Origin of the sequence: Rhodococcus sp. ACPA4 (assembly GCF_002300185.1) — a bacterium.
Lineage (GTDB): Bacteria > Actinomycetota > Actinomycetes > Mycobacteriales > Mycobacteriaceae > Rhodococcus_F > Rhodococcus_F globerula.
The window spans coordinates 4213299-4237987 of the sequence record NZ_NSDY01000001.1; the positions used below are offsets into that span (position 1 = coordinate 4213299).

The following is a 24689-nucleotide window of genomic DNA, read 5'->3' on the forward strand; positions in this document are numbered from 1 at the left end:
TCCCGCTGATACACAGGCATACATCGCGTCCGTCATGGCAGGCCTGACCGGCCCCGGTGGACCTTTCGAAATGGGCGTCGAAGACGTTCTCGGTAGTTCGATGCCCGTCATGAAGAACCGTGACAAGTCGCTGGGAGACGTACTCGCAGCGTCTGTCGACTACGGTTCACGCGACTACCTGGTGACCAAGGACCGACGCTTCAGCTACCTCGAACATGGTGCGGCCGTTGCCGCTCTAGCCACTGCGCTGCGCGAACAGTTCGGCGTCGGCAAGGGCGATCGTGTGGGCATTCTTGCCGCCAACACACCGGAATGGGTGATCACGTTCTGGGCAGCCCAGGCGCTCGGAGCCATCGCCGTCGGTTTCAACTCGTGGTGGGTGGCACGTGAGGTGAAGTACGGCATCGAACACACCACACCGACCGTGGTGATCGCCGATGCCAAGCGCGCGCAGATTCTTTCCGGGTTGGGCACCGATATTCCGGTGCTCACCATGGAAGAGGATTTGCCGGCCCTGATCGAGAAGTTCTCCGGATCACCGCTTCCCCGTACCACGGTCGACGAGGACGATCCGGCCGTCATCCTGTACACGAGTGGAACCAGCGGACGCCCCAAGGGGGCCGTTCACACCCACCGAAACGTGTTGGCAGTCATCGATTACCACCGCTACAGCGACCGCCTCGCTGCGGCGTTCACCGGGCAACCCACCGATGGGCGACCGAGCGACTTACGCTATCTGCTGACCGCGCCGCTGTTCCACATCGCAAGCCTGCACAACCTGGCGGTCCCTCGACTGGCCACGGGCGGCGCCGTGGTCATTCATCAGGGCGCCTTCGACGTCGACGAAGTTCTCTCTCTCGTCGAGCGCGAGAAGGTCACCAACTGGGCAGTCGTCCCCACCATGGCGAGCCGCCTGCTCGAGCACGGCAATCTCGAGAAGTACGACCTGACGTCACTGAGCGCGTTTGCATTAGCTTCAGCGCCGTCGTCTCCGGCCTTGCAGGAACGCCTACGGGCACAACTGCCTTTTGCGCAGCACGCTCTGGTGGACAGTTACGGACTCACCGAATCCTCGACCGGAATTTCGGTTGCGACGCCCCCGGAACTTGCTGCATTTCCCGGAACTCTCGGCCGGCCGATCATCGGTGTGAGCGTGGAGGTTCGCGACCCCTTCGGTGTTGCGGTTCCCGACGGGGAGGAAGGTGAAATCTGTGCGCGCAGTCCCTATGTGATGTTGGGATATTGGAACGACGACGCGGCCACCGCAGCCGCTATCGCCCCCGACCGCTGGCTCAGGACCGGCGACTTCGGAGTTCTCGAAGACGGTCGCCTTCGACTCACCGGGCGCAGATCCGACCTGATCCTGCGCGGCGGCGAAAACATCTATCCCCTCGAGATCGAACAGTGCCTCGACGAGCATCCCGCTGTGCTCGAATGCGCCGTGATCGGCTTTGATTCTGCAGACCTGGGCCAGGAAGTTGCTGCCGTCGTCGTTCTGCGTGACGAAGGCGCCGCGACGGAAGAGGAACTACGCAGCTATGTCGCCGAACGGCTCGCTTACTTCAAGGTGCCGGTGAAGTGGCAACTGAGCACAACTCCTCTGCCCCGCAACGCAACCGGAAAAACCATACGTGCAAAGGTGGTTATCGCATGACCTACGACGCCGTGATCAACAACGGACTGTGGTTCGACGGCACCGGAGCCAAACCGGCAATCCGCAACCTGGGAATCCGGGACGGCCGAGTCACCGCTATCTCGCTCGACCCCCTCGACGAAACCGATTGCCCCCGGGTCATCGACGCCCGTCGAAAGTGGGTGATCCCGGGAATCGTGGACATTCACACGCACTACGACGTCGAGATCCTGGAAGGGCCGGCGCTGAGCGAATCCCTGCGGCACGGCGTCACGTCGATCTTTGTCGGGTCGTGTTCGCTGTCCACCATTCACGCCAGCCCGTCCGATGCAGGCGATCTCTTCGGACGCGTCGAAGCAATCCCACGCAAACACGTCGTCGAAGCACTCACGAGGGCCAAGACCTGGAACTCCGCGCGCGAGTACATCGCCGCACTCGAGTCACTTCCGTTGGGCCCCAATGTGGCAGCCTTCATCGGGCACTCCGACATGCGAGCCGCTGAGATGGGGTTGGACCGTGCAACGCGGAAGGACGTGCATCCCAGTGATGCCGAACTCGCGTCGATGGAAGCGCATTTGACCGAGGCACTTGACGCTGGTTTTGTCGGAATGTCCGGCCAGCAACTGCTGTTCGACAAACTCGACGGTGAAACCTGCCGCTCACGCACCCTGCCGTCGACGTATGCAACCACGAAGGAACGACGCCGACTCAACGCGATCCTGCGTCGCCGGGGACGGGTATTTCAGGCCGGACCAGACCCCACCAATCCAGTGAGCACCGGTGCCATGGCATTCACCAGCGTGGGTCTCTGGCGTAAGCGACTCAAAACGAGCATGCTCTCGGCAGCAGACATCAAGTCGAACAAGTTTGCCGTGGCAATTCTCGGACCGCTGGCGCATCTGGTCAATCGACTCGGCGGTGACCTGCGCTGGCAGCATCTGCCTGTGCCCTTCGAGGTGTATGCCGACGGAATCGATCTGGTTGTCTTCGAGGAGTTCGGATCCGGGGCTGCGGCACTGCATCTGACCGACGAGATGGAACGCAACGTTCTGATGCAGAGCGAGGAGTACCGTCGACAATTCCGCAAGGACTACGACCAGAAGTTCGGCGTCAAGGTGTGGCACCGAGACTTCTTCGACGCCGAAATCGTTTCCTGCCCAGACGATTCCCTGGTAGGCAAGACCTTCGGTCAGGTCGGTGTCGAGCGCGGCAGCATCCACCCGGTCGATGCGTTCCTGGATCTGGTTCTCGAGCACGGCACGAAGGTTCGTTGGCGCACAACCATTTCCAACCACCGTCCCGAGATCCTGGACAAGTTCGCTCAGGACAACGGCGTACAACTCGGATTCTCGGACGCCGGAGCACATTTGCGCAACATGGCGTTCTACAACTTCGGCCTACGACTACTTCGCCGCGTGTACGACGCCCAGAAGATCGGCCGGCCCTTCATGACGGTCGAGGCAGCAGTACATCGTCTCACCGGCGAACTTGCCGAGTGGTACGACGTCGATGCGGGGCACCTTCGATTGGGTGACCGCGCCGACCTTGTCGTTATCGATCCCGCTCATCTCGACGATTCGCTCGAGGCTTACGCCGAGAGTCCGGTTGTGGAGTACGACAACCTCTCTCGCATGGTCAATCGTAACGACGAGACCGTAACCGCCGTATTCGTCGGCGGCGAGTACGTATTCGGCGAGGGCGAAGCAGCACCGGTCCTCGGCAACCGCCGAACCGGAAAATTCTTGAAAGCAGGTGCCCATTAACATGTCCAGATTTGCCGGCAAGACCGCGGTCGTCACCGGCGCAGCCTCGGGGATCGGCGCGGCGATTGCACTGCGCCTCATCAGCGAAGGCGCGCGCGTCGCAGGCATCGATATCTCCGAGGGCGCACTGAAGGAGATCGCGGCCCAACACGACGGTTCCTTCCTCGCCGCACCGGCCGATGTGACCAAGGAGTCCGATGTCGCCGAGGCCATTGCCGCTGCGGCAGCGGAATTCGGTGGGATCGACATCGCATTCAACGTTGCCGGAGCGTCGAGGGTGGGACAGATCGTCGACCTCGACGAAGCGGATTGGGACTTCACCATCGATTTGGTGCAGAAGGGTGTGTTCCTCTGCACCAAACACGAAGCGCGCCATATCCGTGAGCACGGAAGGGGTGGAGCGATCGTCAATGTCTCCTCACTCAACGCCCATATTCCGAGCCCGTACGGAAGTGCATACGCCACCGGCAAAGCCGGTGTCGAGATGTTCAGCAAGAATGCCGCGATCGAACTCGCGGCGTCGGGAATCCGTGTCAACGCGGTTCTCCCCGGTCTGGTCGACACCCCACTGGTCGCGCCGGTGATGGGTTACGAACCCGCTCGCGACATGTTCCTGGATCGAATCCCCATGGCCCGAGCGGCAACTCCCGAAGAGATTGCCGCTCCCTGCCTGTATCTCGCGAGCGACGACGCCACCTACATCACCGGAACATCACTGGTGGTCGACGGCGGTTGGGAAGTGTCGAACTACCCGGATCTGACAAAACTCGGTAACTGAATCAGTTTCCGGGCAGCACGCACTGCGTGTCGAGGCCGAGGACGTGGTTGAGCCGGCCGAAGGCCAACCACGATCCGAGGCACATGCTCAGTTCCACGATTTCGGCCTGAGAGTAGTGGGCAGTCATGCGTTCCCAGAACTCGTCGTCCAGTCCGTGATGATCGAGTGCGTACCGCTCCGCGTATTCGGCGGCCAGCCGTGTCCTGTCGTCAAAAGCATCGGTGGTTCGCCAGTCGGTGACGGACTGCGCAAAATCGGACTCGACAGTTGCACCGTCACGTTCGGTTCGCCAGTCCTGGCAGAAGATACAACCGTTGATCTGAGCGATACGCAGCCGAGCGGCCTCGAACTCTCGCAGACCGAGAGTGGTGTCGGAATACACCTTTTGGGAGAACGCGGCTGCGGCGGGGCCGATGCCCGGAACCATCTCACCCCACACGTAGCCGATCGGATTCTTGCCCTCAGGGATGTCGATGTTCATATTCGGTCCTCCAGGTATCGGCGCCGAGTTTGCCGACGCCTGGGGTGAGTGGGACGTCGAGCGCGTCGTACAAGCCTGGCTGCGCGGCGCGCAACCACGGGATCGCATTGACGAGACGTCCTACAGCAGTGGCATTTCCACCGGCCGCGCGATTTCCACCCTCGTCGGTGGCCTCGACGTTGATCTCAATTCGTGGGCGGCCTTCGATGATGACCTTGTGCACCCCGTCCCCACCGCCCGGAGGACACGGCCAGTCAGGAGCACACGACGGGTGAATTCGGGTGACGTGTTCGATGACGATCAACGGTTTGCCGTCGACAATTCCCTGAACTTCGAATCGCAAACCGCCCTGGGTTCCGGCGGAAAAATCACCCATGTGCTCGGTGGTCACCGTCTCGTCGAGAGCCCGGCGCAGCAGGGTCTCACTGATGCCGTCGAGTTCGACGCCCAACGCACGTGCGATGAGCCGAATCTGTCCTCCCCACACCATCGTTGGGACACCTGATGCAACCATGGGCGGGTCGTACTCCATCGGCTGACCCATACCGACGAGGTAGCGCACCGAATCCGGCTGGTCGTACGTCGTGTAGTCGAAAATCTCCTGACACCGAATCTGGTCGATAGTTCCGGACAGGCCCGTGATCATCACCGGCAGAATGTCGTTTCCCCACCCAGGATCGACGCCGGAGACGAACAGCGCGCCGCCGCCGGCCTTGGCTGCGGCCAGGACGGGATCCCGCACTTCGGGCGGCGCCGAACGGTGGTCGTACAGGGCGTAGACCGAGGGCGTCACCACGACAGCGCCGCCGTGTAGCGCGCGCATGATGTCCGCGGTGGCATCGTCCGGCCGGATCTCACCCGAAGCTGCGTAGACAACGGCGTCGGGAACAGTGGCAAGAACGGCATCGGCATCATCGGTGGCAACCACACCCAACCGGTAGCCGAGTTGCGCGAGGTCTCCCGCATCTCGGCCGACCTTGTCGGGATTTGCGACTACGACTGCGCAGAGTTCGAGCGCCGGATTGGCGGCGACGGCCCGAATCGAGGCACGGCCGACGTTTCCCGTCCCCCACACAACCGTCCGGATCTTCGCCTCGATGTCGCGGTCATCCATAATTCGGACAGTACCCATTCCGGGGTAGTTGTCACGGCCGAATGCGCGAATCTACCCGGTGAGGAAAACCAAGGCTTGCGGCGGGAGAGTCGCGCCGGGGCTGCGCCGATACATCTCGGCCGGCCTGCCCGTAGTAGCCCTCACGTATTCCCCGGTACTGACCAGCGCGTCGACAACATGACGCCGGAAGCTGTCCTTCTGCAATTCACGATCGAACACCACCTCGTAGAGTTGCCGCAGTTGGGGGACGGTGAAAGTGTCGCCGAGGAGACCGGCCGGGTCGACGGCTTCGGCAAACCGGCTCCGGAGGTCGGCAACTGCCAATCCGACTATCTCGGTGTGGTCGAAAGCCAGGTCCAGGGCTCCGTAGGCATCGAGGAGGATCGCGTCAACCGGCATGCCACTTTCCGGCAGCGCTGCAGCATGCGCAACCGATAAGACCCATCCCCTGTCGTCGCGATTCGGGTTGTCGAGAATTGCCAGTTGATGGAACTCCGCATCTACCATTCCCGCTTTGGAGTGCAAGGCCCGATCTGCTGCGGCAGTGAGTAATTCGCGCTCATGGAGAAAGGTGCCGGGCAAAGCGAACTTGCCCAGCCGATGCTCGACTACAAGCACTTTGAGGGCAGCGTCCGAATAGGTCAGAACGGCAACGTCGACGGCGACCGACGGCCGCGGATAGTCGGTTAACGATTTGCCGCTCGCGTCTGTCCATTCATTCACTCTTGCATATTAGCTCAATCATGATCTATGTTTAGCGCAAAGTTGAGCAAAGGGGTTGACGTGAGGCTGAACGCACTACAGACCGATCGAGCGGCGGGGGTACTTCTCGGCACGGCAGCCGGCGACGCACTGGGCGCCGGATACGAGTTCACCTATCCGAAGGCCGAGGTTGTCATCGACATGATCGGCGGCGGTCCGTTCAAGTGGGCGCCGGGTGAGTGGACGGACGATACCTCGATGGCCGTAGCCATCGCCGAAGTCGCCGCAACCGGGATCGATCTTGCCAGCACCGAGGGCCTGGATGCCGTTGCAGCACAGTTCATTCGGTGGTACGACTCGAAACCCGAAGATATCGGCAATCAGACCCGGGCCGTACTCTCCGCCCGCTCTCCCAACGCAGCGGATATGGCGACTCGTGCGAAGGCGGTCAGCGGACTCAAGGGCGGCAACGGTTCGCTTATGCGCACCGCGCCAGTTGCACTGGCTTACCTTGACGACCCCAAAGGTGCTGTCGATGCCGCGTGGAAGATCGGCGCACTCACGCATGACGATCCGCAGGCCGGCCAAGCCTGTCAGATATGGACCCATGCCATCCGCCACGCAGTGATCCACGGAGACTTCGACGGCGTCCGCGACTACCTGACCGTCGCCGATCAGGGGGTGGTCGATTATTGGGGACCACTGCTCGACCAGGCCGAATATGGCAGCCCGCGAGACTTCTCCAAGAACGGCTGGGTGGTTCACGCACTCCAGACGGCATGGTGGGCAATAACTTCCACCGACAGCAGCAACACCGAACATCTGCAGCACGCGCTTGAAGCCGCGGTCCGAGCCGGCGGCGACACCGACACGACTGCTGCAATCGCCGGCGGCCTACTCGGTGCCCGCTGGGGAGCGTCGGCGATACCGGAGCGGTGGCGCCGCATCATGCACGGATGGCCGGGGTACACCTCGACCGACTTGATTCGTCTCGCACTCAACACCACAGGAGAAGCAATGCCCACAATCTCCGTCGTCGAAGGTGACATCACCACCCTGGACGTCGACGCAATAGTCAACGCCGCCAACACCGCTCTCCTCGGCGGCGGGGGCGTCGACGGCGCCATTCACCGCGCCGGTGGCCCGGAAATCCTCGAAGAATGCAAAGCTCTGCGCGCCTCCAGCCTGCCCGACGGCCTGCCGGTGGGCTCAGCCGTAGCCACCACAGCAGGAAAGATGAAAGCACGCAACGTGATCCACACCGTCGGTCCGCGATACTCGCGTTCACAAGATCGGTCGGCGCAGCTTCGGTCGGCATACACGCGAAGTCTGGCCGTGGCCGATTCCCTTGGCGCCCAGACCGTCGCCTTCCCGCTGATCTCTTCGGGCGTCTACGGCTGGCCCAAGGAAGACGCTGCAAGACAGGCAGTTACGGCGATTCACTCAGCGCATACCGCTGTGGACAACGTCATTCTCGTTGCCTACGACAAGCCGTCGGCGGATGTACTGCGGCGAGCACTCGAGTAGCGGCTAGCGAACCCTCATCCGGCGGTTCAACTGCCGACTCCCGAAGTCCAGACCCGCACCGTCACTGGTGGCCAGTGCTGTCAGCACAGCGGCGACGAGCAGCGATATGACTACGACACCCATGATGCGCACCTCGTTCGGACTCGAGCGGAAACACTTTTCTGAAAACAAGTATATGTAACTTAGGGTTACGTGCAATGTGTTGTCACTCACCTGAAACCAGCGATCACGCTCCACGTCACATCCGTCCTGGGTAATTCGTAGCATCAATACCGTCGGAGTTGGCCACACCGGAAGAGATGCGATGCTCGAAGCGTGTGGGGCACTTCGCGTCGGAGTGTCAGGAAACCGAGGATCTGTTTCCGCGTAGGGGCGTCACGCGCCACGCCACAGCCGTCAGGGCGGCAGCAGTTCCCGCTGCCGGCCAGAGGGCGTGAGTGCCGATCCACCGATGTGCAAGCGCTCCCAGGACGGCACCGCCGATCAGACCCGCACACATTCCGAAGTGTTGCAGCCATGCCCACCGCGGGCCGCCCAGGAATGCGCCCGTCAAACGTTGGCCCATTTTCACCAGAGCACCCGTCATATAGGTGACCCCGATGGTTACCTCGCCGTCACGCTGGAACACCGAATTGACCGCGCCCATGGACAAAGCCATTGCAGTGACCGCGCCGGGAACGATGTCGAAGCTACCCAGTATCGCCCCCAGTACCAACAATGCGGTCACCACCGATAGCACGGCGACCTTGCGTGTCCGAACCGAATAGCGTTCCGTGACATACGTGATCACCGTGCCGAGCGCGATACCGAGCAGGAAGAGCACAATCACGGCCGCGGGCACTCGGGCGGCGGCCCACAAGCCGTCGGCGATCGAGACGCTCATCTGAGTCATATTGCCGCTCATGAACGATACGAACTGTCCGCTGAGAAAGATGAAGCCGATCGCGTCGACGTATCCGGCCAGCCCGGCAAGCGCTATCGCCAAACCGATGAGTGATCTGCTGTATCCCGTCACCCGAAAAGCCTGTCACAGTCGACCATGAACCATGCAGTCGCAACCGGACGGGTTAAGCGTCGAGCGCTGTGAATCCTGCCAGTTGACGCAATCTCACCAGATCTACTTTCCGCCGCGGACGCGTCACCCCCGGTCGGTTGCGTGGAACTCGAACCCGAAGCGCGGCGGGCCGGACCTCGCACCGCACGGGGACCGGGAAGATCAATGCTTCACCATCGACGCCGACAGGAATCTCCGGCCGGTCGGCGTCGACGATCACCTCTAATGCCGTGGCTTGCGTCAGTCCACGCCGATGTGCGCGGCGAAGCAACCCGAGGGCCTGCCGCGGGCTGTTGACCGAAAGCGCGACAACGCCGAGTGTTCCCAGGTCCAACCGCGGCCGTTGCCCGAGTCCGGCAAGGTCATCCGTCTCGTACGGGCCGTTGCTGACCAACACCGCTTGTGGTGACTCGATGACGCGGTCCTGAACGTGCACGACAAATTTTGCGCCCTGCTGCTCCGCCAGGACATCCGGGAGCATCCGCACGACCGTACTGGTCTTGGCATCGCGATACGACGGATTCTGCACAACTTCGGCATACGCGCCGAACGACGCGTTGTTCACAAACGGTCGATCACCCACAGTCCCCAGATCGACGTAGATGTCGACGCCGTCATTCAAAGCGTCAAGGCATCGCGACGGATCTTGGAGATCCAAACCGAGATCTGCGGCAAAATGATTGCGTGTACCTGCGCTGATCACCAGATAGGGCAACCCATGTTCGGCGGCGACCGCCGCCACCAAGGCCTGTGTTCCGTCGCCTCCCGCGACACCGAGTAGATCAGCCCCGTTGTCGACGGCCTTGCGCGCCACGTCTGCCACGTCAACCGGGTGGGCGGCGTCGAGAACGTATACCTCGGCACCCAATTCTCGAGCCTTGTCGATCAGTCCGAATTTTCCGACCTTCCCGCCGCCCGAATTTGGGTTCATCACGAAGAAGGGCCGTTCTGCAGGGCTCGGAGGATGTTCCGGCACAGGAGAACCCGACTCATCGTCTTGCAGGGCAGCCCGAGCGCACAACGCGGCCACAATCAACAAACCGATCGTCACCAACACCACTGCAAACAGATTCGCACGGATCAGAAAGACGAGCACCACTATCGGCGTCAACACCCCGATTGCGAGAGCGAACCAGCGCACAAATCCGCGACTGGTGAGAAACCAGTACGCGGCAACCACACTCACCACCACAGCTCCGACGCCCATGATCAACAACATCAGCGTCTTCAAGCCGGCAAAGACCAGCAGAACCACCACTGCTGCGAACGCCGCGACCACAGCCGCTCTGGCCAACCATCGTTGCTTGCTCGTTGCCATGTCAGCTCCCCTGTTGAACTACGTCGTATGTCATGACATCAAGCGTGAGCGGCATCTGATTGCTGCGCCGACCGGTGTCCACGCCCGTTGCGAACTGCGCCGCGGCACCGGAATCCGTGACCGAATCGAGGTTGTCCTGGTTCATGATTCGGTTTGTCAGATCGAAAGAACGTATCTCGAACGGAAGTCCGTTCGACGCCAGAGGATCCGGTCCGTCCATGATGTGGAAATGCAGATGCGGGGCGTCGGTGTTACCGGAGTTACCCAACTTACCCAACGATTGACCCACCGTCAGATTGTCACCGACCTCGAGCGGGATACTTCCTCTCTGCAAGTGAGCGTAGAAGGCATATCGACCGTTTCCGAGATCCTGAACAACATGATTACCACCGAATTGATCGAGCGTGAGCCCGACGGGATCAGCGCCAGGAGTCTGTTCCGGAAGGTCATTCACCATCGAAACAATCTTGCCCTCCGCTACGGCAAAAACATCGCTGCCGTAGTAGGGATAACTGTTGACGGACGTCCGATCTCCATTGAACATCTGTCCCTCGGACGTCAGTTGAACGTAGTCGATGGCAAATCGCTCCGGAGCAAAAAGCTGTCCGTTGAGGGGACTGACGGCACCACGGTGAGCTGTCAGACCACAACAACCGTTTCCGTTCAACCAGTTCTCACCGTTCAGCGGCGGATCGATCACTACCGCAGACTGTGTCGATACCGTGGTCCGAGCCACGATCTCCGTCATCTCTGCCGGGAGAAGCGGCGGATTCGGGGTGGCCACCGCCACCGAAATTCGATGTTCGACAACCTCGGGAACCTCTGAGCTGGACGGTACCGTCACGTCTATCCAGGCCAAGGCCGATTGGCCGGGGCCCAGAGTCTCCGTCGGCCTCGTAGCGCCGAATACCCTGATCCACGGCAGAAGCCCGTCGGAAATCGAACTCTGCAACGGAACTCCGTTCGACACCGGCTCGATACTCCGCAAGGTAAGCGGCTGCGCGAGGGTATTCGTGAGGAACAGCTCGTACGCGAGGTGTACCTCTCCGTCAGTGGCGGTTACCGGAATCGGAGCGGCAAGGGTAGCGGCAGTCAACGGGGTGAGCACTGGTTCGGCTGAGTTGGAGCCGGGAGCAGAAGTGAGCGAAGAATCCGAAGGAGTCGTCTGTGAATTCTGCGTCGTGGAGCACGAGACAACCATCGCCGCGGCAAGAAAAACTAATGCAATGCTGTTCTTTCCACTCGGACTTGCCATTTCAGGAATGTTAGACCTGAACCAGCCCGGTTGCGATAAATGCGCTCGATATTTACCGTATCGAATTCAATCCTTGGATAAGCGCATTTATGCATACCCACTAGGACTTCATTTATTCGTCTTGACGGCATTTTCTCGAGGTGACGCAAGATTCGCTACCATCGGGGACCGTGCTCCCACCTCTAGATCAGCAGGCTGAACGACTCATAGCTCTCGGTATCGGCGACATCGCCGGGATCTCCCCCACTGCGATACGTGCAGCAGCAACGTCCCGCGCCGAGAACTCTCTGCTCACCATCCACGAAAAGTACGCTCCCGCTTCATCGTTGGCCCACCTTCTCGAACGCCAGGGCAAACATGGCTTTGTTGTCACCGACATGACCGATGTAGATCAGTTCACTCCCACCGAGCACGCAGTGCCCCCGGACAATCCCGTGTATCTACTCGAGGACCTCGACCGAGGCGACGCAATGTCCAACTGGAGTCCGGACGAAGCGCTACCCGCAATCCTCGAAGCCGGGCGCACGCCGTTGACGCTCACCGAGGGTATCCACTGGCTGCTCCAATGCCCGGACGTTCTCGAACGTGGCCATTGCTTCATGACCATCGGCTCACGCTTGCGCAAACCCAACGGCGCACTGGATACGCGTACCCCCGCGCTGTGGATCAGCAACGGGACCGGGCGCGACGGTAAGGACAATCGCAACGCCCCCAAGGTCGGCTGGTGCTGGGCCGGCAACCGCCACACCTGGTTGGGATTTGCGTCGGCGCACACCCGAATTCCGATCAACGCATAGATCCACGGAGACCGGGTAGACAGCAGTACCGACTGCTCGCCTACCCAGTCCAGTGGAGTACACGATGTTTCTCAGTGACCAGTCTCTTCGTAACCGCACCCATCGCTTCGGGACAGCAATGTCGGCCTCATCGTTGCAGTGGCCACCACCGACGCCGGCGCAACGCACTGCGCGCTGGGGCGAAAGATCGGAGATGCTCGGCGCCCTGTCGGTACTCGTGTTCTGGGCTTTCGGCGTCGGCATCGTGCTGGGTGCGGGCGCCATCGTCATGGGAGTGTTCACCTTGCGCCGCCTTCGCCGGGATCCGAGTCGCACGCTGCCGGGAGATGCCGTCGTCGGCCTGATCACCGGCATCATCGGGCTTGCCCTGAGCGCATCGTTCTTCGTGGGAATACTGCCGCACTTGTAGCTAGTGTGTTGTGCCGCTGATCTTTTCAGCAGCCTCCATCAATTCGCGCACTGCGCCGCGGGCCAGATCCTCGGACGCGGTAATCAACGTCAGGCAACCGGCCGGCTCATTGGCCGGCTGTGTCAACGGCACCCCGAGGCCCCAGTATCCCGGCTCGACTTCGCCGTAACTGACGACGTAGCCGTCCCGGCGGGCATCGGTGACTCGACTCGATTCCCCGGGGACGGGCGGCTGCCCGGCCAACAACGCATAGCCGGCGGCGCCGCGGTCGATAGGGTGGCGACCACCCTCACGGAACGACACCCAGTACCGAGCATTCTTCGGCTCGACGACGGCGACGGCCACCGCTTCGGAGCCCTCCGCGACAAACAGCGCAACACTCGCGCCCAAGGAATTCGCGAGCCGACGCAACAACGGTGTCGCCTCGTCCCGAAGGCCGGCGTACAAGTCCCGAGCGAGCGCCGCCAATCCACCCCCGGCCCGGTACTTGCCGTCCGCACCGCGCTTGATGAGCCGGAAGTCAGCCACAGTGGTGAGCAACCGCGACGCAATGGTCCGGTGAACACCCAGGGCATCGGCAACTTCCTGAATTGTCATTCCATCGGGAGTGGTGGCAACCAATTCGAGGGCCTGCAATCCCCTCGCCAGTGTTTGCGAGCCCGGTTGTTTGCCGGACGACCCATTCGATTCTGAAGCCACGCCCTTGACTCTATTCTCTCGGGGCTTGACGCCGGATCGGCACATCCTCAAGCAGTGGCTGCGGCGGCCAGGTCCTCTTCCCGTCTCGCCTCCGGAGTCTCCGGATTCTCACTGCGGCCGCGGTAGGTCGCGTCGAGAAGCAACGTCGCGATTCCGGCGATCACCAACACCCCACCGAACATCATGTAGACGCTCTTCGGAGTCCAGCCACCATCGAGCAGGTAGCCGGTCAGAATCGGAGCGATAATCGAGACCGTGCGACCGCACCCGATCATCCAGCCCACACCGGTGCCCCGGGCTGCCGCCGGGTAGATGGGCGGGCTGATCGCGTAGAAACCGGTGATGCCGCCATTGGCAAAAATGCCGACCAGTACCGCGAGCGTCAAAGCCAGGGCGACGATGTGGAATCCGGAGGCGTAACCGATGAACGCAAATACTCCACCGAACATCAAGAGAACTGTCACAACTCTCGGCCGCAACACGATCGACAGGCCCGCAAAAATGATCGATCCGATGACACCACCGACGTTGACGAGCACACCGGCAGTGACGCCCATGTTCGAATCACCCGTTGCGTCGGACAGCAACTTCGGCGTCCAGGTATTGGCGAAGTAGAACGATGCGATCAAGCATGAGTACCCGAGCCAGAGGAAAACCGTGCGACGCAGCATGATTCCCTTGAAAAGGCCGTCACGCACAACACGTTCGGTCTTTCGAATCGGAACGGGCAGTTCCGACGACTGCTCGTAGCCGAGCCGATCCGCGATCTCGTTGTACCGCTCCAGTGCCCCGACCGGCCGCTTCTCGATGAGGAACTCGATGGATTCCGGCAGGGTCTTGATCACGACAACCAGCATGATTGCGGTGATGATCGTGCCGAAGATGAACGCCGACCGCCAGTCGAACACGGAAATCAGGACGCCGGAAATCGCGCCACCCACGGCTCCACCGAGGGGGTAGCCGACACCATAGATTCCCAGTGCGGTACCACGACGCTTGTCCGAACTGAACTCCGATACAAGAACATTCAGGTTCGCGACCAGTCCCCCGATCCCCAAGCCGGCAAACGCACGGAATGCGATGAGCTGGGGAACGTTGACGGCGCAGGCAGACAACGCCATTCCGACGGTGATACCGACGAGACACCAGATCGCAAGCCGGCGCCTACCGATCTTGTCCGCCAATGGGGAGATGAAAATTGCACCAAGAGCCGTGCCGATGATGCCGGCACTGAGCAGGTAGCCGATCTCGACGGAGCTGATGTCCCAGGACTTTCCGAGGTGAGGCGCTACGAACGCCATGACCAGGATCTCGAAACCGTCGATCATGCTGAGGATCAGACAGATCGCGATTGTCGAAATCTGATATCGGCGCATCGGTTGCGTCCGAATCGCTTCACGAACATCCATCGAGGTCTACTTTCATAAGGTGGGAGGGGGCTTCCCCCGAGTAGCAAGAATCAGATATCCCGCAGAATCGCGGTCGTGACGGCAAAGCCGGAGATGTATTCCTTGATCGGCCGGTAGAACTCGTACGCGATCTCGTATTCACCGCAGGCCCGTAGGGCAGAGTAGGCAGCCACCCAGTTGCGCACCTCATGCGAGGAGTGCCCGGCTACCGCATCCATGTCGTCTGCGGTGTAGCGATCAAAGTCCTCGATCCGCCCGGACGCGCACACGTCGAGAAATCCTCTGTCCCACTCCGGATTCAGATCCATGATGTCGGCCTCGTCCGCCGCGAACTTGACGGCCGTGTCGATGACTCGCTGTTGCCTGGCCGCGCGCGCCTGCGGCGTCGGATTCCGGCCGTCGGTCAGCATCTTGCGCTGCGCCTCGTCGGCGGTGGCGATCTGCGGAACCGGCGGATCATGTGACAGCCCACCGGAACCGATGAACAGCACCTTCTTGTCGGAATTCTTGAAATACGCGCCGACGGCCTCGCCGAACTTACGCACGCGGGCGACCTTCACGAACGGCCTGGCCACCGAATTGACGAAGACCGGGATCAGCGGTTTGGACGCTACGTCGCCGTAGATGATCTCCATCGGTTGCACCGCACCGTGATCGACCTCCATCTGACGTGAAATCGCAAGGTCGAGCCCCTGATCCATCACGAACTGCGCCAAGTCCTCGGCCATAGCTTCCGGCACGTTCAGTTCACCGGCAAACGAGTCGTAATCGCCACTGCCCTTTGCCTTGTAGCCGATGCAGAACGGCGGCATCAGATCGTAGAAGAATCCGTTGTAGTGATCGGGTCCGAAGTTCACGATCACATCGGGATCAAAATTGTGAACAAATGCGCGGGCCTGGTCGAACGCTGCTTCCACCGATGCTTTGACATCGGCCGGCGGGTCGAGGTGGTGCAACAGTGGGCTGTGCGACATGCACAGCAAAGCCTGCTTCATGACCGGCTCACACCCCGAGCGGAAAGATACTGCGTGATAACGGTATTGAACTCTTCTGCCCGCTCGACCTGTGACCAGTGGCCACACTGGCTGAAGATATGCACGTCGGCATTCGGGATGACGTTGAGTAACTCCCACGTACGCGACACCGGGATCACCACGTCCTGGACACCGTGGATCAGCAGAACCGGAACATCCAAACGAGAGAGCACATCGAAATCGAGCGGTAGTTCGGTGCGGTCACGGTCTCGGGCTGCGACCACCTCGGCGAGGCGATCCGACGCCGTATCGTTGAGGGCGGATTGGTAGCGCAGGGACACCAATTCGTCAGTGACAAGCGACTTGTCGACAACAAAGAGTTCGAGGGTCTTGCGAATGCCGGCTTCAGTCAGGTTCGGGTTGGAGTGACCGGCCAGCGCGCCCGTCAACTTTGCGCCGCCCGTGCCCATCGAGACGATCCCCAGAAGGCGTTCCGGGAAATCGATGGCAAACTGGAATGCAAGCCAACCGCCGAGGGAGTTTCCGACAATCCATGTCTTCTCGATGCCGAGGGCGTCGAGAACGCGCACCGCGTGGCGAACCCATTCCTTGATGCCGTACTCGGTGTTCGGAGCAACAACGCTCTGTCCGTAGCCGATGGAATCGATTGCGATGCAACGCCCCTGCTCACTGAGAACCGGAAGATTGAGCCACCAGTTGGCGGCGGCGGTGACGCCGGTGCCCGAACCGTGCAGGAACAGGATCGGGGTACCTTCGCCCAGTTCGTGGTAGTGGGTGAGTTCGCCGTCTGCGGTCTCGATCCACTTGTCTTCGAGGCCGAAGAAATCGTCGGTGATGTACGCGGGAATCTCGGTTGTAGTCATATATCTGGCTTTCTCGTAAGTGTGTGTGTGGCGGATGGTTAGAGCGCGACCGGCACTGCGACCGCGTCCGAGACAGCGCCGGCCGGCGTGAACTTCATTGCGGCCAGGATCGCGTCCAACGTCGCCGGGGCATGCTGCGTCAGGCAGGCGCCGGCAACAAAACGGTCGGGGCGAAGGAAGACCAAGGGAGTGGGACGGTCGTCGAACCACTTCTTGAGTCGGCCGGTGTGATCGCCGAGAACCATAACGTCCGGATCCATGTGCTTCTGAGCCCATTCGCGCTGGGTCTCCGGAACTACCGCAACAAGGCGGGCACCGAGTAGAGACAACTTGTCGAGCGAATCCTGTGGGAGCACGTCCTTGGGGCTGTTGCCCCACACGATCACGGACCACCAGTTGCCGATCGCGTCGTCGAGCAGTTGGTCCGACGCATCCCGCGAGTTCACACGCGGCTGTGGGAACTGGACGCCAACCGGTGAGTTCTTGACGTTGGCGGTCAGCACCGGGACGAGCTTGCTCGTGAGTTTCGCTGCTGCACTTCCCGATTCCCGAGTGTTCGGGTCGGCCAGCACTCCCCTGGTGTAGCGCGGCATCGGCTTGAAGCGCATGTCCGCGAAGTAGCTCTTGACCTGAGGGAAGAGATTGAGCACCGACGACGCAGCGTCGCGGAGTACAGCACCGACCGGATTGGTGATCTTGATGAGCCGTCCGAACGTCAGCGACAGATCCACCATTGCCTGGGCGTGATCCTTGCGCTCCGACGTATAGGTATCGAGCAGTGCGTCGTCCGCCTGACCGGAAAGTACGGCGGCCAACTTCCACCCAAGATTGGTTGCGTCGCGCATACCCGAATTCCAGCCCTGACCCATCCACACCGGCATCAGGTGCGCGGCGTCGCCCGCGATCAATTGGCGGCCCTTGCGGAAGTCGGAAGCGACGCGGCCGTGATGGGTGAAGACGCGTCGTCGAATGAAATCGAGTTCCGCCGGGTTGGGAACATGATCTGCCAGAAGAGCATTCACGTAGTCGGGGTCAGTGACCTGCTCTTCGGTTTCGTCGTCGTGCAGCATGAATTCCCAGCGCCGAACCGCGTGGGGTAGACCGATGGACACGTACGGACGCTTCGGATCGGCACCCAGGAACACGTTGGGTGTTCCCAGCGGATCGTTGTTGACGTCCACGACAAGCCAACGTGTAGAAGGTGATTCACCCTCGAAGCTGACACCGAGACGCTTGCGGGTCGGAGACTTACCACCTTCACACCCCACCAGGTACTGCGCACTGAATCGCCGTTCTTCGATGGTTCCGTCGGGGCGAGAAACCAACGCGATAGCGGTAACCGACTGGCCGTCTTCTTCGACGTTCTCGACGCGATGACCGAACAACACCTGAACGTTCCCGAACCGGGACAGTCCCTCATACAGCGCCTTGTCGGCTTCTGGCTGGATGAAGCCGTGCTTACGTTCCCAGCCGAATTCCACGGTCTGCGGGTTGTTGACCAGCATGACCTTTCCGGCACCGTTGACCAGACGCATGATGTGCTGCGGATTTGTGTGCGGACGGATCGCATCCACCAGGCCCACCGTCTGAATGGTGCGGAACGACTCGTCGTCGAGTCCCACACCACGCGGGTAGTCGATCAGCGTATCCATGGCCTCGAGCACGGTGACCTGCTTGCCGTACATGCCGAGGATGTTCGCCAACATCAGGCCGGCGGGACCGGCGCCGACGATGAGTACTTCGGTGTCCTGAGTGGTTTTCATGGCTTCCTATCTGCGCTAATGCAACTATCGCGTGCCCTAGCGCACTATATGCACGATGCGTCTATTAGAAACCACGAAGCGGGGTACGTCAATGAGCTTTTGTGACCGGGGCCGCATTTGGTGCCCGATGGGATCGCTCAGACAGAATGGCGCGGCATCAAAACTGCAGCTAGAGCATGGTTTGCCGGCCTTCTCCATGTGCCCGAGACACAAAATGGCCGCGCCGGAGGTTGTTCACCTCCGGCGCGGCCATTGCGCAGATCTGAAGCCTCTAGACGACCCTGAGATCGAAGGTATGCCGCATCTCGCCGATCCCTTCCACGTATGTCGTCAGCGTGTCACCCGCTCCGAGCAGCACCTTCGGGTTGCGGCTGAAGCCGACACCTGCCGGCGTACCGGTGAAGATCGCGTCGCCCGGCAGAAGAGGCACGATGCGGGACAGGTACTCGATAACTTCCGGAATCGTGAAAATCATGTCGCTGGTGCGACTCTTCTGCATCAAGGTGCCGTTGATCGAGCATCCCAGCTCGAGATCATTCGGATTCTCGAATTCATCGGGTGAGACCAAGACCGGCCCCATCGGACTGAAACCTGGGAACGACTTCGCCAGACCGAACTGCTGCGGCGCGGTACCTCGCCATTGTGTGTGCCGTTCGGACAGATCCTGGCCCACGGTCAGTCCTGCTACATGACCCCATGCATCCGCGGCACTCACGTTCTCCGCCCGCCTGCCGATCACCGCGACAAGTTCGGTCTCGAAATCGACAGCGCCCTCCGGCAACAGAATCTTGCCGCGTGGACCGGTCACCGACGCCGGAAACTTCCCGAATACCACCGGTATCTCGGGGATCTCCAGGCCGGACTCCACTGCATGGTCCCGGTAGTTCAAGCCGATGGCAAAGATCTGCGGCGGCAACGGCACCGGGCTTCCCAACGCCGAGTTGTCGATCTTCACGTCAGGAGTGCCCTCGAACCCACTCGCCCAGTGCGTGAACTCATCCCACCGCGAGTAGAGGCTTTGCACGTCGGAGGAGAAGGCCCCGTTGCTGGCAATTTCGATATCAACAGCACCGGCGTCCATTCCAAGACAAGCCCGGCCCGATAAGTTGTAAATACGCATAGCGAACTACCTTTCGAAGAATAGTGACAAACGCCGAGGCGCACATTTCCCGAACCTAACGGCGATCTCAAGTACAGCTCCCGACAAGTCGGCAATTAGACAGCCCACAGCTTGGGTACCCCTGACCTTGCGCACCCTGCCGGCCGGGAGGAGCAACACCATGAAACTCAACTCGCGAATCGTGGCGTCACTTGCAGCTTGCACATTGTTCTTGGGCGGATGCTCGGATTCGCCCAGTACGGATGTCAGTACAGCTACTGGTACTCCTGGAAACGGCGACTTCGCTGGACTGGTGGACATCGGTGACGGCCGCAGCATGTATTTGACGTGTAAGGGGACCGGATCGCCCACCGTGGTGTTCGTGTCCGGTCGAACCGATCGCGCAGATATCTGGAAAACCGTCGCAGATCCGAATCCGACCGAAACTGCAGTTTTCGACGGCGTAGCCGAGACGACCCGGGTGTGCGCTTACGACCGCCCCGGTACTGTCACCATCACCGGCGAGCAAGTAGACGCAAGCCGCTCCACTCCTGTCCCCCAGCCGACCACCGCCGAAGACGGAATGCGCGACCTTCACGCTTTGCTGAGTGCGGCCGACGTTCCCGGCCCCTACGTCCTGGTCGCCCACTCCTGGGGTGGCTTGATCGCTCGGCTCTATGCCGACACCTATCCGACCGATGTCGACGGCCTGGTCCTCGTGGATACCCTCACCGAACTTCTCTACGACGGCCTGACTCCACAAGAGCAGCAGTGGTGGCTCACGCTCAACAGCAATTACTCTCCTGATCTCGAACCGTACAACCAGGAGAAGAGCAATTTGGAACCCAGCTTCCAATCACTACGCGACGCAGGCGATCCCCCTCCGATGCCGGTTGGCATCCTTGTCTCCGATCAACCCTTCGACCTCGAACCACTCTCGGCTGCAGGTGAATTGCCACCAGGGATACCTGTCGATTTCGGTCCGACGATATTCGCCGCCCACATTGCCGGACAGCAGGCTCTGGCCGAACGGCTACACGCACACCTCGATCTGGACACCGATGCCAGCCATTACGTCCACACCGAGCAGCCTGGACTCACGACCGATGCAATCGACGAAGTTGTTGATGCTGCTCGAACAAATCCGGATCAGTGGTTTTCCTGAAGAACGTCAAGGACGGCAGCACCACACCTTTGCCTCTACGCTCAGTCACACACTGTCCGCGCACGAGAAAGCCGGTCGACTGACGATGAGCACACACGACAAGCCATCCGCCCGTTCAGTTCTGCACACACCGCGATTCTGGCTGGCACCGGTGATCGTTGTGCTGTTGCTGATGTCGGCGCTCGCTGCGCTGTACATGGGCGGAATCCTCGACCCCAAGAAGCATCTGGACGAGTTCCCGATCGCTCTGGTGAACGAAGATGTCGGCGGTACCTTGCCCGGAAGCGATCCCGCTGCAGTCGAGAACTTCGGAAACGACATCGCCGCCGCGCTCGAAAACGGGATCGATCCCGAGAAAATCGACTTACAGCAGCTCAGTCTCATCGAATCGCAATCACGACTCAGCTCCGGGACGCTCTACGGCTCCATCGTCATCCCCCGCGACTTCACCCAGCAGACAATAGCTCTGGCGCAGGGAAGCGTCGCCGCCACAGAGGTGCAACAACCGATCATCACCATCTACACCAATCCACGAGCCGGTTCCATCTCCGCGTCGCTGGTGCAGTCGATCGGGACAACTGCCCTGGAGCCGGTCAACAAGAACATGGGTGAGCAACTCACCACGCTTGTCACACAACAGTTGCAGGCAAGTGGTACCGGAATGCAGCTCTCCGGCGCCAGTCGACTTCTCCTCGAAAATCCGGTGAATGTTCTCACGGTCGCGCATGATCCGCTCCCCGACGGCACAGGGTTCGGTCTTGTCGCTTTCTATTTCGCACTACTGCTGGTGCTCGCCGGATTCACCGGAGCGACAGTCGTCAATTCCCTGGTAGACGGAATGCTCGGCTACGCGCCCACCGAGTTCGGTCCCCTGTTCGTACAGAACGACGTAGTCGGGATCAATAGATTTCAAACACTTCTCATCAAATGGGGCTTCATGATCGTATTGTCCGGCGTGGTGTCCGGACTGTTCCAGTTGATCAGCCGCGCCCTCGGAATGCCTGTCACACAAGGCTTTGCCTTGTGGGCGTACGGCACCCTCGTCATCATCGCGGTCGGAGTCACCGCCATGTCGGTGATGGCGGCGTTCGGCTCGCTTGGCATGCTGATCAACCTGTTCGTCTTTGTCATCCTCGCCCTGCCGTCGTCCGGCGGCACGATTCCGCTCGAAGCAAGCCCCGGCCTCTACTCCTGGCTTGCGCAGTTCGAACCGATGCACCAGATCTACATGGGCACCCGCGCAATCCTGTTCTTCGGCGCCCACGGCGACGCCGGCCTGACCCACGCAATCTGGATGACGTTGCTCGGCCTGGCAATCGGACTGGTGCTCGGATTTGTTGTCACACGACTCTACGATCGGAAAGGCTACGAACGAACCCATCGCGCAAAAACAGCCTGAAGCAGTTCCCGCGCTCAGGTATTCCGGCCTCGAAGTGCGTCCGCCTTGGCGATGAGCACCACCTTTTCACGTTCGTTTCCTGCCAAACGAGCAGCCTCGAGCAGTTCGGTGCGGGCCTCCTCGGTTCGCCCGAGCTTGCCGAGCAACTCACCCCGAACACTGGGCAGCAGGTGATATCCGGCGAGTTCGCCGGAAGCAACAAGCTTGTCGACGAACTCGAGAGCAGGCGCCGGACCGTATGCCATCGATACCGCTGCAGCATGGTTGAGATCCACGACCGGCGATGGGGCAAGCTGTTGCAGCGCCTCGTACAGCAGCACGATCTTCTTCCAGTCCGTGTCCTCGAAAGTTGCTGCTCGTGCATGACATTCGGCAATCCCGGCCTGCAGTCCGTAAGGCCCTCGACCCCGACCGACGTCGTCCGCCCTCGCCAAAGCAACCAGACCGCGGGGGATCTGGGTCCGATCCCACCGCGCCCGATCCTGATCCGACAGCAATATCGGTTCACCGTCGGCGGTGGTGCGTGCGCCAAATCGTGATGCCGACAGCTCCATCAACGCAACCAGCCCGTGTGCTTCCGGTTCCCGCGGAACAAGTTCCGCAAGAATTCTCGTCAGCCGCAATGCTTCACTACTGAGGTCGGTCCGCATCCACTCGGTTCCCGAACTGGCGGCATAGCCCTCGTTGAAAATCAGATACAGCACACCGAGAACTGCGCTCAACCGATTCGAGAACTCATCCCGCGGAGGCACTTCGAAGACCACCTTGGCCGCCGTCAGGGTCTTCTTCGCACGAACTATCCGCTGCTGCATCGTTGCGGTCGGCACGAGAAACGCCTTTGCGATTTCCTCCGTCGTCAAGCCTCCGACCACGCGAAGAGTCAATGCCACCTGAGCTTTTCGATTCAAGACCGGATGACAGGCCATGAAAATCAGCCGAAGAACATCATCGTCGATGCGATCCGGATCCCAACCGTCTTCGTCGAACCGATTCGCATCGTTCTCGAGCTCACGCGCAAAGTGCGCGTATCGCTCGTCGAGGCGTTCTCGTCGACGCCACCCGTCGATGGCGCGCCGCGTGGCGACGGAGGTCAGCCATGCTGCCGGATTGCGGGGAATGCCCGTGGCAGGCCACTGCTCGATCGCTTCGAGGAGTGCCTGCCCCGCAACATCTTCGGCAAGATCCAAATCGCCGACAGTACGAGTGAGTGCGGCGACGATCTTCGCACCGTCAATGCGCCACACCGCATCGACGGCGTTCCTCACCGCATCATCAGTCACGACTCAGCTCGAGACAGGGCGATCCGTACCCAATTCTTCACGCCAGCCGGCTTCCTTCTGGATGTACTCGTTGCTCTGGTCGAAGTCTTCCATCTCCGAAACGCGGCGAACCTCGAGCTTGCTGCCCGGTCCAAGCGGACAGCGCTTAGCCCACTCCAGAGCCTCGTCCTTGGTGGAGGTCTGAAGGATCCAGAAGCCCGAGAACAGCTCCTTGGTCTCGCCGTACGGACCGTCGGACACGAGCGGCGGATCGGACTCGAAATCGACGATGAATCCCTCCTCCATCGCCAGGCCCTCACCTGCGAGGAGGACTCCCGCCTTGATCAGTGACTCGTTGTACTGGCCCATCGCGGCGATAATTTCGTCGAAATCCATGTCCTTCGACGCTTCGATGGCTTCGTCGGTGGACCGCATGATCAGCATGTACTTCATGGGAATCTCCTTCGTTTGTGGACCGCTCATTCGGTCCCTCTGTCTACATGTCGAACGGCAAAGACGCCGATCGACAAACTTCCGAAACTAATTTTCGAAGGACAAGTCCGCCGGTCGAATACGTTGCCCACGGTATCGGCAGAAGGGTCGTCGGGCAGCTCAGAAGTCGAGAAATCCCGGCACGACTTCATCGGCGAGCCCGGTCGCGTCAGCGCTCCCGTAGAAATACACCGAGCCGTAGCCAAACAGGTATTCCTCCACGAACTCGGATTGCGGCTCGGCAACCACCGGCCACCCCTCTTCATTGATCTGGAACAGGAAGCGATGCCCGTCCGCCTCGACGGCATCGGCGTAGGACGGTTCATTTTGTATGAGTACCGGTTGCGGCGCGATCAGTACCAACGGCATCACCTCGTCGTCTGCGGGAACTTGAATCAAGGCGGCGCTCCCCAACCCACTATGTCTTCCGGCTGATGCCGCACTACGAGCGGACGGCGGATGCAATACTGCCCGAACCCCGATGCCCGGGTATTCGAGGTCGTCGTCGCCGATGGAGAAGCCGCGACGGACGAATACCGAAAGCTCTCGGTCACCGAGCCACGGCGCCGTATGTGCCGCAAGCGTCAGAAGATACTCGTGCGTCTGCAGAATCGGCTGTCCGTCAAAAACCTGGGGCGGGCGTCCACCGATCCTGGACCCACCGTCCGAATCGCTCCAACCCACCCCGAGATGTACTCTGCCCACCAGCGTCATC

General features: G+C 60.9%; 23 protein-coding genes and 1 pseudogene. 9 read left to right on the plus strand and 15 right to left on the minus strand.

What is annotated here, in order from left to right:
- The first annotated feature begins 34 nt into the window (after positions 1 to 34).
- The 3 genes from CJ178_RS19265 to CJ178_RS19275 are packed head-to-tail and all read left to right on the plus strand — an operon-like array spanning position 35 to position 4174.
- Positions 35 to 1654 (plus strand): class I adenylate-forming enzyme family protein, encoded by a 1620-nt coding sequence (locus CJ178_RS19265; RefSeq protein WP_373557483.1) that lies wholly within the window; start codon positions 35 to 37, stop codon positions 1652 to 1654.
- Complete coding sequence (locus tag CJ178_RS19270) at positions 1651 to 3396, plus strand: N-acyl-D-amino-acid deacylase family protein (protein ID WP_092804749.1); 1746 nt, start codon at positions 1651 to 1653, stop codon at positions 3394 to 3396. Before CJ178_RS19265 ends, CJ178_RS19270 begins: the two co-directional genes overlap by 4 nt.
- A gap of 1 nt (position 3397) precedes the next feature.
- Complete coding sequence (locus tag CJ178_RS19275) at positions 3398 to 4174, plus strand: SDR family NAD(P)-dependent oxidoreductase (RefSeq protein ID WP_045065635.1); 777 nt, start codon at positions 3398 to 3400, stop codon at positions 4172 to 4174.
- Position 4175: 1 nt separating this feature from the next.
- On the opposite strand, the gene CJ178_RS19280 is transcribed toward CJ178_RS19275, so the two are convergent.
- The 3 genes from CJ178_RS19280 to CJ178_RS19290 are packed head-to-tail and all read right to left on the minus strand — an operon-like array spanning position 4176 to position 6492.
- Positions 4176 to 4655, minus strand: a complete 480-nt coding sequence (locus tag CJ178_RS19280; protein ID WP_045065637.1) for a carboxymuconolactone decarboxylase family protein — start codon at positions 4653 to 4655, stop codon at positions 4176 to 4178.
- Positions 4636 to 5769: an NAD(P)H-dependent amine dehydrogenase family protein gene (locus tag CJ178_RS19285; RefSeq protein WP_095887409.1), complete on the minus strand. Its 1134-nt coding sequence runs from the start codon at positions 5767 to 5769 to the stop codon at positions 4636 to 4638. The genes CJ178_RS19280 and CJ178_RS19285 overlap by 20 nt, the downstream gene beginning before the upstream one ends.
- Before the next feature lie 51 nt (positions 5770 to 5820).
- Positions 5821 to 6492 (minus strand): NUDIX hydrolase, encoded by a 672-nt coding sequence (locus CJ178_RS19290; protein WP_095887410.1) that lies wholly within the window; start codon positions 6490 to 6492, stop codon positions 5821 to 5823.
- Between the two features lie 27 nt (positions 6493 to 6519).
- On the opposite strand from CJ178_RS19290, the pseudogene CJ178_RS33315 reads away from it, so the two are divergent.
- Positions 6520 to 7347: pseudogene (locus CJ178_RS33315) on the plus strand (ADP-ribosylglycohydrolase family protein); the annotation flags it as partial.
- Between the two features lie 141 nt (positions 7348 to 7488).
- Entirely contained in the window at positions 7489 to 7998 is a 510-nt protein-coding gene (locus CJ178_RS33320) for an O-acetyl-ADP-ribose deacetylase (protein ID WP_230590107.1), read from the plus strand.
- A gap of 340 nt (positions 7999 to 8338) precedes the next feature.
- Here the strand turns inward: CJ178_RS33320 and CJ178_RS19305 are convergent, their stop codons facing one another.
- From CJ178_RS19305 to CJ178_RS19315, 3 genes are read right to left on the minus strand one after another with little or no spacing between them, the layout of a single operon-like run.
- Positions 8339 to 9013 (minus strand): YoaK family protein, encoded by a 675-nt coding sequence (locus CJ178_RS19305; protein WP_045065642.1) that lies wholly within the window; start codon positions 9011 to 9013, stop codon positions 8339 to 8341.
- A 52-nt stretch (positions 9014 to 9065) separates the two neighbouring features.
- On the minus strand, positions 9066 to 10370 hold the full coding sequence (locus CJ178_RS19310; protein WP_095887413.1) for a diacylglycerol/lipid kinase family protein: 1305 nt from the start codon (positions 10368 to 10370) through the stop codon (positions 9066 to 9068).
- A gap of 1 nt (position 10371) precedes the next feature.
- On the minus strand, positions 10372 to 11625 hold the full coding sequence (locus tag CJ178_RS19315; RefSeq protein WP_095887414.1) for a M23 family metallopeptidase: 1254 nt from the start codon (positions 11623 to 11625) through the stop codon (positions 10372 to 10374).
- A gap of 170 nt (positions 11626 to 11795) precedes the next feature.
- On the opposite strand from CJ178_RS19315, the gene CJ178_RS19320 reads away from it, so the two are divergent.
- Both CJ178_RS19320 and CJ178_RS19325 read left to right on the plus strand, forming a co-directional pair.
- The gene (locus CJ178_RS19320) at positions 11796 to 12422 is read left to right on the plus strand and encodes a DUF5701 family protein (protein ID WP_095887415.1); all 627 of its coding nucleotides are present in this window, start codon (positions 11796 to 11798) and stop codon (positions 12420 to 12422) included.
- A 118-nt stretch (positions 12423 to 12540) separates the two neighbouring features.
- Positions 12541 to 12831 (plus strand): hypothetical protein, encoded by a 291-nt coding sequence (locus CJ178_RS19325; RefSeq protein WP_257013258.1) that lies wholly within the window; start codon positions 12541 to 12543, stop codon positions 12829 to 12831.
- On the opposite strand, the gene CJ178_RS19330 is transcribed toward CJ178_RS19325, so the two are convergent.
- From CJ178_RS19330 to CJ178_RS19355, 6 genes are all read right to left on the minus strand, one after another.
- Positions 12832 to 13530, minus strand: a complete 699-nt coding sequence (locus CJ178_RS19330) for an IclR family transcriptional regulator (RefSeq protein WP_033233745.1) — start codon at positions 13528 to 13530, stop codon at positions 12832 to 12834. It abuts the gene before it with no gap.
- A 47-nt stretch (positions 13531 to 13577) separates the two neighbouring features.
- Entirely contained in the window at positions 13578 to 14939 is a 1362-nt protein-coding gene (locus CJ178_RS19335) for an MFS transporter (RefSeq protein ID WP_045065648.1), read from the minus strand.
- Positions 14940 to 14989: 50 nt separating this feature from the next.
- A complete protein-coding gene (locus CJ178_RS19340; protein ID WP_095887416.1) occupies positions 14990 to 15934 on the minus strand; it encodes a 3-carboxyethylcatechol 2,3-dioxygenase in 945 nt (314 codons plus the stop codon).
- The gene (locus tag CJ178_RS19345) at positions 15931 to 16797 is read right to left on the minus strand and encodes an alpha/beta fold hydrolase (RefSeq protein WP_045065649.1); all 867 of its coding nucleotides are present in this window, start codon (positions 16795 to 16797) and stop codon (positions 15931 to 15933) included. Before CJ178_RS19345 ends, CJ178_RS19340 begins: the two co-directional genes overlap by 4 nt.
- 38 nt (positions 16798 to 16835) lie before the next feature.
- On the minus strand, positions 16836 to 18560 hold the full coding sequence (gene mhpA / locus CJ178_RS19350) for a bifunctional 3-(3-hydroxy-phenyl)propionate/3-hydroxycinnamic acid hydroxylase MhpA (RefSeq protein WP_095887417.1): 1725 nt from the start codon (positions 18558 to 18560) through the stop codon (positions 16836 to 16838).
- A 271-nt stretch (positions 18561 to 18831) separates the two neighbouring features.
- Positions 18832 to 19680, minus strand: coding sequence for a fumarylacetoacetate hydrolase family protein (locus CJ178_RS19355; RefSeq protein WP_095887418.1), 849 nt, complete (start codon positions 19678 to 19680; stop codon positions 18832 to 18834).
- 160 nt (positions 19681 to 19840) lie between these two features.
- On the opposite strand from CJ178_RS19355, the gene CJ178_RS19360 reads away from it, so the two are divergent.
- Together CJ178_RS19360 and CJ178_RS19365 are read left to right on the plus strand one after the other, a co-directional pair.
- Positions 19841 to 20824, plus strand: a complete 984-nt coding sequence (locus tag CJ178_RS19360) for an alpha/beta fold hydrolase (protein ID WP_095887419.1) — start codon at positions 19841 to 19843, stop codon at positions 20822 to 20824.
- Positions 20825 to 20909: 85 nt separating this feature from the next.
- Entirely contained in the window at positions 20910 to 22223 is a 1314-nt protein-coding gene (locus CJ178_RS19365) for a YhgE/Pip domain-containing protein (RefSeq protein WP_095888053.1), read from the plus strand.
- Between the two features lie 14 nt (positions 22224 to 22237).
- On the opposite strand, the gene CJ178_RS19370 is transcribed toward CJ178_RS19365, so the two are convergent.
- The 3 genes from CJ178_RS19370 to CJ178_RS19380 form a co-directional block, all read right to left on the minus strand.
- Complete coding sequence (locus CJ178_RS19370; RefSeq protein ID WP_095887420.1) at positions 22238 to 23503, minus strand: RNA polymerase sigma factor; 1266 nt, start codon at positions 23501 to 23503, stop codon at positions 22238 to 22240.
- Positions 23504 to 23506: 3 nt separating this feature from the next.
- Entirely contained in the window at positions 23507 to 23935 is a 429-nt protein-coding gene (locus tag CJ178_RS19375; protein WP_033233750.1) for a YciI family protein, read from the minus strand.
- A gap of 159 nt (positions 23936 to 24094) precedes the next feature.
- Positions 24095 to 24688 carry a hypothetical protein gene (locus CJ178_RS19380; RefSeq protein WP_095887421.1) on the minus strand — a complete coding sequence of 198 codons (594 nt, stop codon included), beginning with the start codon at positions 24686 to 24688 and terminating at the stop codon, positions 24095 to 24097.
- Position 24689: the final 1 nt, after the last annotated feature.